General features: G+C 65.1%; 12 protein-coding genes. 2 read left to right on the top strand and 10 right to left on the bottom strand.

What is annotated here, in order from left to right; genetic code table 11:
* Window positions 1-6 precede the first annotated feature (6 nt).
* The 8 genes from NCG91_RS00130 to NCG91_RS00170 form a co-directional block, all read right to left on the bottom strand.
* Entirely contained in the window at window positions 7-681 is a 675-nt protein-coding gene (locus NCG91_RS00130; protein WP_046683994.1) for a methionine ABC transporter permease, read from the bottom strand.
* Window positions 674-1,483, bottom strand: coding sequence for a methionine ABC transporter ATP-binding protein (locus NCG91_RS00135; RefSeq protein ID WP_099667285.1), 810 nt, complete (start codon window positions 1,481-1,483; stop codon window positions 674-676). The genes NCG91_RS00130 and NCG91_RS00135 overlap by 8 nt, the downstream gene beginning before the upstream one ends.
* A gap of 185 nt (window positions 1,484-1,668) precedes the next feature.
* Complete coding sequence (locus NCG91_RS28135; RefSeq protein WP_435526455.1) at window positions 1,669-2,808, bottom strand: TonB family protein; 1,140 nt, start codon at window positions 2,806-2,808, stop codon at window positions 1,669-1,671.
* Window positions 2,808-3,428 (bottom strand): biliverdin-producing heme oxygenase, encoded by a 621-nt coding sequence (locus NCG91_RS00150; protein WP_251348083.1) that lies wholly within the window; start codon window positions 3,426-3,428, stop codon window positions 2,808-2,810. The genes NCG91_RS28135 and NCG91_RS00150 overlap by 1 nt, the downstream gene beginning before the upstream one ends.
* Window positions 3,429-3,463: 35 nt before the next feature.
* On the bottom strand, window positions 3,464-6,382 hold the full coding sequence (locus tag NCG91_RS00155) for a TonB-dependent receptor (RefSeq protein ID WP_251348084.1): 2,919 nt from the start codon (window positions 6,380-6,382) through the stop codon (window positions 3,464-3,466).
* 101 nt (window positions 6,383-6,483) lie between these two features.
* A complete protein-coding gene (locus NCG91_RS00160) occupies window positions 6,484-7,479 on the bottom strand; it encodes a FecR family protein (RefSeq protein ID WP_251348085.1) in 996 nt (331 codons plus the stop codon).
* Between the two features lie 8 nt (window positions 7,480-7,487).
* On the bottom strand, window positions 7,488-8,003 hold the full coding sequence (locus NCG91_RS00165) for an RNA polymerase sigma factor (RefSeq protein ID WP_251348086.1): 516 nt from the start codon (window positions 8,001-8,003) through the stop codon (window positions 7,488-7,490).
* A gap of 71 nt (window positions 8,004-8,074) precedes the next feature.
* Window positions 8,075-8,311, bottom strand: a complete 237-nt coding sequence (locus NCG91_RS00170; RefSeq protein WP_251348087.1) for a hypothetical protein — start codon at window positions 8,309-8,311, stop codon at window positions 8,075-8,077.
* Between the two features lie 26 nt (window positions 8,312-8,337).
* Here NCG91_RS00170 and NCG91_RS00175 point away from each other — a divergent pair, with 26 nt between their 5' ends.
* A complete protein-coding gene (locus NCG91_RS00175) occupies window positions 8,338-8,904 on the top strand; it encodes a YceI family protein (RefSeq protein ID WP_099667289.1) in 567 nt (188 codons plus the stop codon).
* Between the two features lie 73 nt (window positions 8,905-8,977).
* Here the strand turns inward: NCG91_RS00175 and NCG91_RS00180 are convergent, their stop codons facing one another.
* Window positions 8,978-10,786, bottom strand: coding sequence for an NAD(P)/FAD-dependent oxidoreductase (locus NCG91_RS00180; RefSeq protein WP_251348088.1), 1,809 nt, complete (start codon window positions 10,784-10,786; stop codon window positions 8,978-8,980).
* A gap of 142 nt (window positions 10,787-10,928) precedes the next feature.
* Entirely contained in the window at window positions 10,929-12,065 is a 1,137-nt protein-coding gene (locus NCG91_RS00185; RefSeq protein WP_251348089.1) for a sigma-54-dependent Fis family transcriptional regulator, read from the bottom strand.
* Between the two features lie 210 nt (window positions 12,066-12,275).
* Here NCG91_RS00185 and NCG91_RS00190 point away from each other — a divergent pair, with 210 nt between their 5' ends.
* The gene (locus NCG91_RS00190) at window positions 12,276-13,772 is read left to right on the top strand and encodes an alginate export family protein (protein ID WP_251348090.1); all 1,497 of its coding nucleotides are present in this window, start codon (window positions 12,276-12,278) and stop codon (window positions 13,770-13,772) included.
* The last annotated feature ends 6 nt before the right edge of the window (window positions 13,773-13,778 follow it).

The raw sequence follows: 13,778 nt of genomic DNA on the forward strand, positions 1-13,778 counted from the left end.
TATGAATTAACGTTTGTCGAGGCGCTTGGCGATGCGCGTGCCGGCGAACTGGATGGTTTGCACCAGCACGATCAGGATGGCCACGGTGGCGACCATGATGTCCGTCTCGAAGCGGTAGTAGCCGTAGCGGATGGCCAGGTCGCCGATACCGCCGCCGCCCACCACGCCGGCCACTGCCGAATACGACAGGAAGCTGATCGACAGCACGGTCAGGGCCAGCACCAGGCCGGAACGCGCTTCCACCAGCAGCACGCGGAAGATGATCTGCATTTCCGACGCGCCCATGGCGTGCGCCGCTTCGATCACGCCGCGCGGCACTTCGCGCAGGTTCTGTTCCACCAGGCGCGCCAGGTAGGGAATGGCGGCGAACGACAGCGGCACGCTGGCCGCCAGCGGGCCGATCGAAGTGCCCGCGATGATGCGCGTAAACGGCGTCAGGGCGACCAGCAGGATGATGAAGGGGAAGCTGCGCACGGTATTGACCAGCCAGCCGAGGATCGTCGACAGCGGGCGGTTTTCCAGCGACTGGCCTTCCGAGACGAGGAACAGCAAGATGCCCAGCGGGCCGCCGATCAGGATGGCGGCCGTCAGGCCGATGCCCAGCATGGTCATGGTCTGGCCCAGCGCCACCCAGATTTCCGGCAGCAGGTTGATGACGTTATTGATCGATTCTTCAAACATGTGTTGCATCCTTCCATGCGGTGGCTTCAAACGCCTCGGTGCCGTAGTAAGCCAGCTCGCGTCCCAGCGCCGTCTTGCGCGGGGTGGCCGTGTCGCTCAGGTCGAATTGTTCGGCGATGGCGCCGCTTTCCACGACGGCGACCCGGTTGCAGATGGCGCCCAGCACCGACAGCTCATGGCTGACGATGACGATGGTCACGCCCAGGCGCGCATTGATGTCGCGCAAGGTATCGAGCAGGGCGCGCGTCGTTTCCGCGTCCAGCGCGGACGTCGGTTCGTCGCACAGCAGCACGTCGGGGTGGCTGGCCAGGGCGCGGGCAATCGCCACGCGCTGTTTCTGCCCGCCCGACAATTGCGCCGGATAGCTGTGCAGCTTGTCGGACAAGCCCACCAGCGCCAGGCATTCCTCGACGCGGGCGGCGATGTGCTCGCCCTTGGTGGTGCCATGGATTTTCAGGGGGAAGGCGACGTTGTCGAACACGCTGGCGTTTTGCAGCAGGTTGAATTGCTGGAAAATCATGCCGATATTCTGGCGCGCGTCGCGCAGTTCGCCCTTGCTCAAGCTGGTCAATTCGCGCCCGGCGACCGTGATGCTGCCGCTGTCGGGACGCTCGAGCAGGTTAATCAGGCGCAGCAAGGTCGATTTGCCGGCGCCGCTCTTGCCGATCAGGCCGAAAATATCACCGGGATAGACTTCCAGCGTGACCGATTTGACCGCGTGGAATTGTTCGCCCTTGGGCAGCGCGAAGGTCTTGTTTGCGCCATCGATGCGAATCACCGGCGTACGGTGTGGTGTGGTCATGCAGTGTTTCCTTTTTTATTGGACCGTGACAGGCGCGCTTGCAGGGGCCAAATCGCCCAGCCTGTTACGTCGGCTGCGTAGTATACCTCCGATCGTGTTATTACTCCTACGACAGAATCTTGCTTTGAATATGCAAATAATGTCTATATGGGTGTTTGGCGAGAGTAAAAGCGGTTTTTACGCGATCAGCCGATGGAAAATTCGACGGGAATCGATAATTCCAGCGGGTCCGGCCGTTCCTTGGGAATGCGCGGCAGTGGCGCGGCCCGTTGCAAAGTATCGAGCGCGGCCTGATCCAGCGCCGCGGAACCGGAACTGCGCTCGATGGCGGCGGCCAGCACCTGGCCATCGCGGTCGATGCGGCAGCGCAGATACACCACGCCCTGTTCCTGCTTCGCGCGTGACGCCGTCGGGTAGCGGCGGAAGCGTTTCATGCGCGCCAAAACCTTGCCTTCCCAGCTCGATACGCCGCTGCGCAGCTCCTGCGGCGCGGGCGGCAGGGCGGGCGAGGGAGGCGCCGCCGCGACGGATGCCGTGGCCACCGGTGCCGGCGTGACGGGGGCAGGGCGCACCTCGGCGACGGCCGCGACGGCCTCGGCTTGCGGCGGCATGGGCGCGGCATCCGGCTGCGGCGGCACGAATTGCGGCAGGGCTGGCGCTGCTTTTTTGGCAAGGGCGCGCGACGGCGCGGCCGCGGCGCTGGCCTGTTCAGCAAGATTCTGCTCCAGCGGGCGGGGCGGGGCGGCGGCCGGCAGGAACAGCAGCATGGCCGGCTGCGCGGAGTCGGGCGCGATGGCCAGCACGGGCGCTGCCGGCGCGCGGTGGTACACGGCCCATCCCAGCAGGGCGCCATGCATGGCGAAGACCGTGGCGATGGTCAGCGGCTTGTGCCAGTCCGCCGGCGGCGTCTTTTCCGGCACCGGCCCTTCCGGGCGGCGCAGCAGATAGATGATGACGGCGATTTCCATCGTTGCCACGAGGGCGATGACCCACCAGGGCGGATGGCCGAGCCACATGGCGACAAAGCCGATGGCCATGCCCAGGCAAGCGAGGACCTTGCCGCGCCGCGACACGGCGCGGTGTTCGCGCCACTGGCGCAGCGGCGCGCCGAAGCGCGGGTGGTGCAGCAGCCAGTGTTCCAGGCGTGGCGAGGCGCGGCTGAAGCAGGCCAGCGCCAGGATCAGGAAGATCGTTGTCGGCATGACGGGCAGCAGGGCGCCGATCACGCCCAGCGCCACCATCAGCATGCCGGCGGCCGTCCAGGCCCAGCGGCGCAGCCGTGCCGTATGCGCTTCCGCGCCGGCCTGGATTACTGGCTCTTCCATCAGGCGCAAGCCTCCACGTGGCCATGCATGCGCAGGAAGGCGGCGCGCGCGCCGTCGATTACGCGCGCTTCACCGGCGGCGTCAAGGACGGCCGTATCGAGCACGGACGTAAAATCGCGCCAGTGGCGCGCGCGTCCGTCCGGATGGCCGGCCAGGTGGCGCGCGCCGTGATGCTCGTCCAGGCCGATCTTGCCGGCCAGCTTATACAGGATGGCCGCGCCCAGCTTCGAGCCTTCGCTCACGTACAGCCAGCCCAGCGCCGTGGCCAGGTCCAGTTGCGCGTCGAACGGCGGCGTGGCCGCATCGGCCGGCAGGACGGTGCCCAGGTCGCTCAGGTCGGCCGCGATGCTGGCGTAGCGGCGGCGCTGTTCCAGGTCCGGCAGCAGGGCGGCCAGCTGCGCGTTGTCGTACAGCGCGTCGACATCGCGCAGGAACGCGTACTGCGCCTGCAGGAAGCGCGCGTAATTGTCGCGGCTGGAAAACGGCGCGCTGGCCATGATGCGCTGGTCCAGCAAGTCGTGGGTGGCCATGGTGTCGGCTTTCAGGCGCTGGCTGCGGCTAGGGGCCGCGTTAATCGGAACGGTGTTCAAGGTGCTGCTGGTATCGCTTGCTGCATGCATGGAGTATCTGCTCTCTATTATAAGGATGAATCAAATCAGAAACGAACGCCAAGCGTGACGCGCGCCGTGCGGCCCGGCCCCGGCATCAGGCTCAGGGTCAGCGGATCGAGGTAGTAACGGTCCGTCAGGTTGTCCACCGCCACGTCGACGGTGGCGTTGGGCGTGATCTTGTAGCTGGCGAACAGGTCGGCCAGGGTGTAGGCCTGCGTCAGCACCTGCGGCGAGGTGCCCGTCCACGACTGCCACACGGCCTTGTCGTCCTGGCGCGCCAGCGGATGGCCGACGTGCGTCAGGCGCGTGCCGACGGTGAGTTTTTCCTGCAGCCAGCGCGTGCCCAGGGTCAGGTTGGCGCTTAGCTTGGGCTGGATATGGTTGCTCACGTAGGAACTGGAAAAGCCGATGGGTGAGCAGTCGGGCGTGTTCCAGATATCCGATTCCCACTTGCTGGCCTTGCGCAAATAGGCCGCCGTGGCCGCGTCGCAGATCAGGGTCTTGCGGTTCCAGGTGCCGGAAAAATCGGCGAACACGCTACCCTGGTCATATGACGACTGCAGTTCGATGCCCGAGACGCTGTATTTGTCCGTGTTCGCCATCGAGAAATTCTGTGCGTAGGCCGGCAGGTCGGGAATCGGACGGCGCGTGATGTAGCCGTGGGTGACGTTGTCGAAGTAGGAGATGCGCAGGCGCAGCTTGTCGGCGGCGCTCCACACGCCATCCTTGACCACGCTCACGCCCACTTCGCGGTTGTGGCTGCGCTCGGCGTTCAAGGGCGACGAATACGTGGCCGAGAAGCCCATCGTCGATTCGTACAGGCTGGGCATGCGCAAGCCGCGCGCATCGCGCAGGAACAGGCTGACGCTGTCGGACAGGCGCGCCGTCAGGGCAAACGTGGGCGCAAAACCGTGGTCCTTGCGGCGGATCGGCGTGCTGTACTTGAACAGGCCGGGGATGGCGTCGCGGTAGACATAGCCATTGCCGCTCCACTGGTCCACCTGCGAGACGTCCAGCGGCGCCGGCGCGGTGCCGTAGTTTTCCACCATGCCGCCGACCAGCGCGGGATTGGTGGCGGGCGTGAACCGGCCCTGCGCATCCTGGTACCACTTCGCCGCGCCGATCTGATCGCCGTCCTTGTCCCACATGGTGACCCATTGCCAGCCTTGCGGATGGTATTGCTGCTCGGCGCGGCGGTTGCGGTCGCGCGTATCGAAGCGCTGGAAGCGTCCGCCCGCCTCGACACTCAGCCAGTCGCGCGCCTGCCACTGCAGCGAGGCGAAGGCGCTTTGCTCGTGGCGCTTGCCGTTGCGCAGCGTGTGATTGGCGTTCAAGTCTTCATCGAGGATGCGCACGCTGTCGGCCGGGCCGATATCTTCATTTTGCAAGGACAGGCCGTAATCGAGCTTGAGCGCGCCCATGCCGGTGGCGAAGCGCGAGGTATTCGTCAGGTCCGTGCCGACGCGGCGCGCCTGGTTCTTTGCCAAGTACAGCACTTCCACGCATTCCTTGCATTCGTGGTCGCCCGGATTGGTCTTGCCTTCCAGCGGATTGCTGAAGATATCGCCGTTGCGCGACTTGCTCTGCATGTCCGTCAGCCACAGGTTGGCCTTCAGGTCGATCAGGTTCTGGCCTTCCGGCTTCCATTCGTAGCGCGCCGTCAGCGCGTTGGTGCGCACCTGGCTGGGGTCCCATTGCGGGATGCTGCCGGTGCTGTTGCGGTAGATTTGCGAGGGCATGATTTCGCCATAGCTGCTGTCGAAATAGCGGTAGCCCAGCTCCAGCTTCTGTTCGTGCGGCAGGCGCAGGTTGGCTTTCAGCAGGGCCGAGGTGGTGCGGTTGGCCGTGTTCAGCACTTCATCGCCTTTCTTGAAGAACTGCGTCACGCCATCGTCGCCCCATTCGTTGAGCAACTGATAGCGTTCGAAACCGCGCGTGCCGGAAAAATAATTGCCGATGCTGCGCTGGCTGATGGCGGCCACCAGGTCGTAGTCGTCCTGGCGCGTGGCCACGGCGATGCTGCCAAAGCCGCTGCGCGGGTTGCCCAGCTTGTTGCGGTGCGTGCGCGGCGCGCTGCCGAAATCGTCCGGCGCCGAGACGCTGTTGTCCTGGATGCCGCCGCGCAGGCGCACGCCCGTGCGCTGGCCTGGTCGCAGGATGTCTTCGGGGCGCAGAGTCTGCATGCTGACCATGCCGCCGATGGCGCCCGCGCCTTGCGCCGACAGGTTCGGCCCCTTGTCGATGCGGATGGCGCTGATCAGGTCAGGGTCGATGTAGCTGCGGTCGGCGATGCCCGCGTAACCGCGGTAGACGGTGGATGATTGCAGGCTGCCGTCGATCAGCACGGGCACGCGGCCCTGGCCCTGCATGCCGCGCACGTTGACGTCGACGGCGCCGCTGTTGCGGCTGTCGCCCACCTGCACGCCGGCCACGCCCTTGAAGATGTCGGCCGGCGAGGTGCCGCGGAAGCGTTCGATCTGTTCGCGCCCGATGTAGGCGGACGAGGCGGACGTGACGTAGGGCAGGTCGGCCGGGTCCGTGTCGTCCGTCTCGAACGTGCCGCTGCCGCCCTGGCCATTCACGCGCAGGGTGCCGATCTGCACGGCGCCTGCGGCGACGGGGGCGGGCGCGCTGATGATGATGGTCGTGCCGTCTTGCAGCTGCGCCTGCAGGCCGCTGCCGGCCAGCAGCTGGCGCAGCGCCTCGGGCAGCGAATGGCGGCCTTGCAGCGGTGCGCTTTGCCGTCCCTGCGTCAGGCGCGCGTCGGCCAGCAGCACCATGCCGGCCTGGCGCGCCAGTTCGTTCAGCGCGCGGTTCAAGGGCTGCGCGGGGATGTGCCATTCGACCTGCGCCACCGGCGCGGCGGCGGCATGCACGGCGGGCGTGGCGAAGGCCAGGCCGATGGCCAGGAAGAGGGGAGACAGGCGGGCGTGCAAGGGATGGCGCGATGGAGTCATATGCATGTTTTTCCTATGGTGATGTGGTGATCCTTCATAGTTAAAACGAATGAGTCTCATTTACCCTGACGTGTGGATGTATTTTATTTCGCTGCATGTGGACTACATCAGCGGGCGAGAATGTGCAGCTTGCCGTCCTGGCGCAGCAGGCGCACGGGCAAGGCCAGGGGCAGGGCGGCGGCAAACTGCGCCGGCAGCTTCGCGTCGAAGCTGCCGTTCAGGCGCAGGCCGGCCAGGGCCGGGTCGTCAAGCACGAGGCCCGAATCGCCATAGCGCTCGAATTCGGCCAGCGCCTCGGCCAGGGTGGCGTCCTCGAAATCGAGGCGCCCGGCACGCCAGTTGCCCACCGCTTGTGCGCTGACCCTGGCCAGCGCTTGCACGCCCTGCGGCGTGACGGTGACGGTGTCGCCCGCCCGCAGCACTTCGGCATGCGCGCCGGCTTCGCTCTCCACGCGCACCGTGCCTTGCGCCACGCTCACCTGGGTCGTGGCGCCCACGTGGCGCACTGAAAAATGCGTGCCCAGTACCGTCGCCGTGGCCGCTCCCGCGATGACCTGGAACGGACGCGCAGGGTCGGCCTGCACATGGAACATGGCCTGGCCGCGCAGCAGGCGCACGCTGCGCCGGTCGCGGTACAGGGCCACGTCGACGACGCTGCCGCTATCGAGTTCGATGCGGCTGCCGTCGGGCAGGACTTGCGTGGCGAACTGGCCGCGCGCCGTGCTGTAATCGTGCTGGAAGCCGGGGCGCTGCAGATGGCCGGCCAGCGGCCAGGCCAGCAGGCCGCACAGCAGCAGGCAGCCGCCGGCCAGCGCACCGCGCGGCGGGAAAGAGGCCGCCTGGCGCAGCCGCCGCAGCAGCGATGACGGCGTACCCGCCGCCGCGACGGGCTGGCTGAAGGCCGCCACGCGCTGCGCCGGCAGGCTGGCCAGCAGCGCATCGGTGCGGGCCAGCGCCTGCCAGGCCTGCTGGTGCCGCGGGTCCGCTTCCAGCCATTGCTGCAATGCCGCCAGTTCGTGCGCGGCCAGGCCGGCATCGCGGCGCAGCAGCCATTGCGCCGCCAGGAAGTCGATGTCGTCGGCCGTCGTGTCTTGTGATGTCATGTGCTGTTTCATAGCGTATCCCGCTCGGGCAAGCCTTTTTTACAGGCGAGCATGCCGTTGATGATGTGTTTTTCCACCATGTTGACGGAGATACCCATCTGCGCGGCGATCTCGATCTGGCTCAGGCCATCGAACTTGTACAGTGCGAAAGCCTGGCGGCAGCGCGGCGGCAAGCCCTCGATGATGAGCAGCAGGCGTTCCATGGTTTGCCGGTCGTGCAGCCGTTGCTCGGGTTCATCGGCGCGCGGCGCGCGCAGCTGCATGTGCGGCTCGTCGAGCGCGTCATGGGGCCGCCTCTGGCGCAAGCGCTGTTCGTCGATGGCGATGTTTTTCGCCGTCACGTACAGCAGGGCGCGCTGGCCGCTGTCGGGCGGCGTATCGCCATGCAGGGCGCGGGCGCCGCCTTGCGGCTGGCGCGCCAGGAGGCGGGCGTAGGCTTCCTGCACCACGTCCTGGGCCTTGTCGCGGCATCCCGTGGAGCGCGAAATCAGGCGCAGCAATTCCTGGTAATAGCGTTCAAGCACCGCGCATGTCCCCGTGATCAAAGCGCGCCATGATAGCAAGCCCATCAAATAATAACAAGAATCATTCTCATCTATGATGTAATCTGAGGCGCCGGATAACGCTGGATATTTTTGGCAATGCAGACAATAATCGGCAGCAGAAGGCGCTGTCGCAGAGAATATTGCCATGTATTATCGATTTTATCGATGCTAACTAGGTATATTTTCCGTTTTACATCGATCTTCATGCCATGCATAATCTGTTGCAACTGAAGCCAGACAATCAGCCGCATGCGCCAGTCGCCTGCAGCTGGTTGCGGTTTTGACATCCTCCACTTTCTATCAGGAACCTACAATGAAAAAACTGCTCGCTTTTATCGCCGCCGCCGGCTTCTCGCTGTCCGCCGTTGCCGCTCCTGAAGTCTATGTCATCGATGGCAGCCACACTTTCCCCCGCTTTGAGTACACCCACATGGGCTTCTCGACGCAGCAAAGCCGTTTCAATAACACCACCGGCAAGGTCACCCTGGACCGCGCCGCCAAGACGGGCGCCGTCGAAGTGCTGATCGACACCAAATCCGTCGACACGGGTTCGACCCTGTTCAACTCGCACATCCAGGGCGAAGATTTCCTCGACACGGCCAAGTTCCCGGTCGCCACCTACAAATCGACCAAGTTCAATTTTGACGGCGACAAGCTCGCTTCCGTCGACGGCAACCTGACCCTGAAAGGCGTGACCAAGCCAGTCACCCTGACCGTCACCTCGTTCACCTGCGCACCGCACCCGATGCTGAAAAAAGACGCTTGCGGCGCCAACGCCACGGCCAAGATCAAGCGCTCGGAATTCAACGCCGGCAAATATGCGCCAGCCGTCAGCGATGACGTCACGCTGACGTTTGCCATCGAAGCCATCAAGCAGTAATTGTTGGCTGCATAATGCAAAATGGCGGCGGACTTCGGTCCGCCGCCATTTTTTTATCTGCTTGCCCCTGCCATCACGCCAGGTGATGTACCTCCTGCTGACCATACACGGGGGTGGTCAAGCCTTCCATGCGCGCCTTCAGCTGCAGCGACAGGTACTGGGAATAGTGGCGCGACTGGTGCAGGTTGCCGCCGTGGAACCACAGCGCCTGTTGTTGCGTGGGCTTCCACATATTGCGCTGTTCGCCCTCCCACGGGCCCGGGTCTTTCGTCGTGTCTGACCCGAGTCCCCACACCTTGCCAACCTTGTTGGCCACTTCCGGCGAGATCAGGTCGGCCGCCCAGCCATTCATGGAGCCGTAGCCGGTGGCGTACACCACCAGGTCGGCCGGCAGTTCCGTGCCGTCGGACAGCACGATGGAATGGGCTTTCAATTCCTGCACGCCGACGCCGCTTTTCAGCTTGATCTTGCCCTCGGCGACCAGCTCCGAGGCGCCCACGTCGATGTAGTAGCCGGAGCCGCGGCGCAGGTATTTCATGAACAGGCCGGAATCGTCGTCGCCGAAATCGAGCATGAAGCCCCGTTCTTCCAGGCGCGCATAAAAGTCCGCGTCGCGCTCGCGGATGGCCTTAAAGACGGGCTTCTGGAAGTCGGCCAGTATCTTGTACGGAATCGAGGCGAACGTGAGGTCGGCCTTGGCCGTCGTCATGCCGGCGGCCAGCGCCCGTTCCGAATACAGGTCGCCCAGGGCCAGGTCCATCAGGGAATCGGACTTGACGATGTGCGTCGACGAGCGCTGCACCATGGTCACGTCCACGCCCGCTTCCCACAGGGCGGCGCAGATATCGTGCGCGGAATTGTTCGCGCCGATGACGACCACCTTCTTGCCCGCATACGCGTCCGGCCCCGGATGCTGCGACGAGTGCTGCTGCTCGCCCTGGAACACGTCCATGCCCTTGAACTTCGGCATGTTCGCCTTGCCCGACATGCCCGTGGCCAGCACCAGCTGCTGCGGCTTCAGGGTGACGGGCTGGCCGTCGCGCAGCACTTGCACCGTCCACTCGCCGGACGCTTCGTCGAAGCTGGCCGATTCGCAGGAAGTCGAGCCCCAGTAATTGAGTTCCATCACCTTGGTGTACATTTCCAGCCAGTCGCCCACCTTGTCCTTGGGCGTGAAGACGGGCCAGTTGTCCGGGAAGGGGATGTACGGCATGTGGTCGTACCAGACGGGGTCGTGCAGGCACAAGGACTTGTAGCGCTTGCGCCAGCTGTCGCCCGGGCGCGTGTTTTTCTCGATGATGATGGTGGGGACGTTCAGCTGGCGCAGCCGCGCACCGAGCGCGATGCCGCCCTGGCCGCCGCCGATGATGACGCAATAGGGCTGGCGCGCGTAGCCCAGTTCCTTTGCTTCCTGCTCGCGGTACTCCAGCCAGCTGCTGCGGTTGGTGCGCGCGCCGTGTTCCGCGCCCATGGGCCGCCGGCCGCCCTTGGCTTCCTCAAAACCCTTCAATTCGCTCATGGTGGTGAGCAGGGTCCAGATCTTGCCATCGCGGATGCGGATGAAACCCACGCCGCGCGCCGCCTTCGTTTCCACCGTGATCCAGCTTTGCAGCACGCCGCCGGCCTCGCTGGCATGTTCGCCGTCGGCGATGCGGATGGATAGCGGCTGCACGGCGCCCAGCTGGGCGGCCAGCATGGCGGCGATCTGCTCGCGGCCTTCCAGGGTTTTCAAATTCCAGGTAAACAGCACCAGGTCGCGCCAGTAGCCGTCCTGTTCGAACAATTGCGCGGCGCCCGTGCTGTCGCCGGCGCGCAGCGCGCCTTCGAGCTGCTCCAGGATGCCGGCCACGGCCAGGTCGTGCGGGTTGCTATCGGTTTGCATCGGGTCTCCTCCAAGTCTGCTGACTTTATGATGGGATGCGGCTGTGTTGCCGCTGACGATGTTGTAACACTGGCGTTCCGGCGCTGCATTGCGCAGCGCAGCATGGCTGAATTTGAGACGGAAATCTCAGCTTTTCGGATGGCTACTGGCGGTGCGGCGGCACGATGTGCAACTGCTTGAGGCGCCGGTACAGGGTGGCGCGCGAGATGCCCAGCATGGCCGCCGCTTGCAGCGGGCGCCATTTGGCGGCATTCATGGCGTGGGCGATGCGCGTGCGTTCGGCCTGTTCCGGCGCGGTGTATGCCAGTGCGTCCGGCGCGACAGGCGCCTCGCGCGTGGCGCGCACGCCGGCCTGGCGCAGCGGTGCGCGCACGCGGGCGTGCAGCCAGGTGCTGCCGCCGGCCAGGCGCAAGGACAGCAGATTGTGTCCCATGCGCGCATCGAACAGCCGCTCGGCGCGCACTTCCAGCACGTCGCCGACGGGACGCGGCAGGGTGTCCAGGCCCCCGATGACGTCGCGCGCGCAGCGGTTGGCGGCGACGATGTCGCCATGCTCGTCGATGGCGAGCAGCATCTCCGGCTGCACTTCCACGAAGTGGCGGTTGCGGTGCGCCAGCAGGATGCAGCAATGGCCGTAGGACTTCAGGAAAAAGCCATCCTCGATCAGGGTCGCGCCTTGCCGCACCAGTTGCCTGACCAGGCGCTGGCTGTCGCGCGCGTCGGGAGAAGTCAGCGCCGAGGCATCGAGCACGCCGATCAAGTCGCCGTGCGGCGAAAAGATCGGCGCGGCGCTGCAGGTCAGGCCCGTGAACGCGGCGCGAAAATGGTCGGTCTTGTGCACGGTGATGGCTTCGTGGTCGAGCAGCACGGAAGCGATGCCGCACGTGCCTTCCTCCTCTTCCGACCAGCACGAACCGGGATACAGGCCCGCCTTCTTGAAATCCTTGCGCTGGTCCGCATCGACCGCGTAGTCGATGGTCACGCCGCGCGCATTGGCGAGGATGACGCAGTAGCCCGCTTCGCGCACCATGGCGTGCAGGCGCGGCAGGCACTGGCCCGTGGAGCGCAGAAAATTTTCTTCGGATTGCTGGATGGCGCGCAGCTCGGCGCCCGTCAGGATGCGCGGCCCCGTGGTGGAGGCGGGGTCGAGCCGGTAGTCGTCCAGCGAGCGCCGGTACGACGACGCCAGCCTGGCCGTATCGGCCCCTGGATTGACGATGCGGCCGGCGATCAGGTCGCGCACGCGGTCGATATGGCTGGTCTGGCGGACGTAGGGCATGGCGCCCTCCGGTGTCTCGGTATTTTTTATGGTATGCCCGTTTTTAGCACGAAGCGCAGGCATATGCATGCCGCATTGCAGCATGGGACTGCCGTGAGACGTTCGTCTCACTACAGCCGCGTCGCACAATAGGATGCTTTACAACAATAAAAAAGAGCATCTCTGATAACATTCGCTCAAATTGACAGTCAGCCAGCGCAAGGGATATCTATGGCAATGCAAGCGATGTTCCTGGCACGCAGAACGATGGTGCTGGCCTTGCTGGGAGTGAGCGCCTCCTGCGGCGCCGCCGGCCAGCTCGATCCCGATGGCCAGAGCAGCCTGGAAAAGGAAGTGGCCCGGCGCGCCGCCGTCGAACCGGCCATAGTCGCCGACTGGCAAATGACGCGCTCCGTGGAAGCTGGCGTGCAGGTGGCCGGCGAAAACAACTTGTTCTGGAAGCTGTCGAATACGCCAGCGCGTAATCCCGGCTTCGAATTCAACCCCTATTGGTACGAGTTCTATGTCAAGCCGGGCCTTGGCTTCAAGCGCAATCTGGGCGACGGCAAGCAGCTGTATGCGCGCGTGTCCGCCGTCGGCTCGGGCACGGCGCGCCATGATCCATTCGGTGCCGGCGATACGGGCCGCATCTCGATCGAGGAATTCGTCGCCGGTATCCGCATGCCGCTCGGCGGCACGCGCGCCATGCTCGACTTGTCGGCCGGCGCGCAAAATTTCACGCTGGGCACCGGCATGCTGATCGCCAATGGCGGCTCGAACGGCTTTGACCGTGGCGCGCTGAAACTGGGGCCGCGCAAGGCCTTCCAGAATTCCGTGGTGGCGAAAATAAGCCAGGATGCGTTCAGCGCCCAGGCGTTCTATCTCGACCCGAATGAAAACCCCGACAACGATTCGGGCACGCGCGTCGCCGGCGTTGATTTCAGCTACGCGCCAGCAAACGACCGCAAGGCCGGCATTGCATATGGCAAGGTGCCCCGTTCGCATGCCGCGTATCCGCAGGCGGCGCCAGGCGGCATCGGCGCGCCGCTGGCCGTGCCCGAAGGCCGCAAGGACTTGCAGTTCGTGTATGGCTATGCGCGCGTTCCCGTATTGCCCACCGTGCTGCCGAAAGGCTGGTTCGGCGTCGACGCGGCGCGCGAATGGAATACGCGCGAGCCGATGCGGGCCTGGGGCTGGCGCACGGAAGGGGGCTTTTCGCTGCCTGACGTGGCCTGGACGCCGAAGTTCACGCTTGGCCACCAGAGTTTTTCAGGCGACGATCCGCGCACGGCGCGCAACGAGCGCTTCGACCCGCTGTTTTTCGAAGGCACGCCGGGCGCCTGGGCTTCTGGCAGCAAGGCGACCTGGGTCTTCGTCAATGCCAACGTGAATGCGCTGCAGGCTACCATCGAGCTGCACCCGACGCCGAAAGATACCGTGACCGCCTACCTGGCCCAGGTACGGGCCAACCAGATGGGCAGCCCGCTGCAGTTCGGCCAGGCCACGCGCCTCGACGTGCCGGGCGACGCGCCCGTGGTGATCGCCGGCGTGCTGCGTCCGATGCTGGCGAACGATGTCTTCGTCAAGTACGTGCGCGTGGTGAACCCGAATACCTATCTGACCCTGGGCTTCAGCGCCTCGTTCGCGCAGTCGGGCGTCAACCAGCTGGTGAATGGCCAGGCCAGGACGTGGACGGGCTGGCTGGCGAACGTCGTATGGGTCTATTAAGTATTC

It is taken from the genome of Janthinobacterium kumbetense (genome assembly GCF_023703445.1).
Taxonomy (GTDB): domain Bacteria; phylum Pseudomonadota; class Gammaproteobacteria; order Burkholderiales; family Burkholderiaceae_D; genus Janthinobacterium; species Janthinobacterium kumbetense.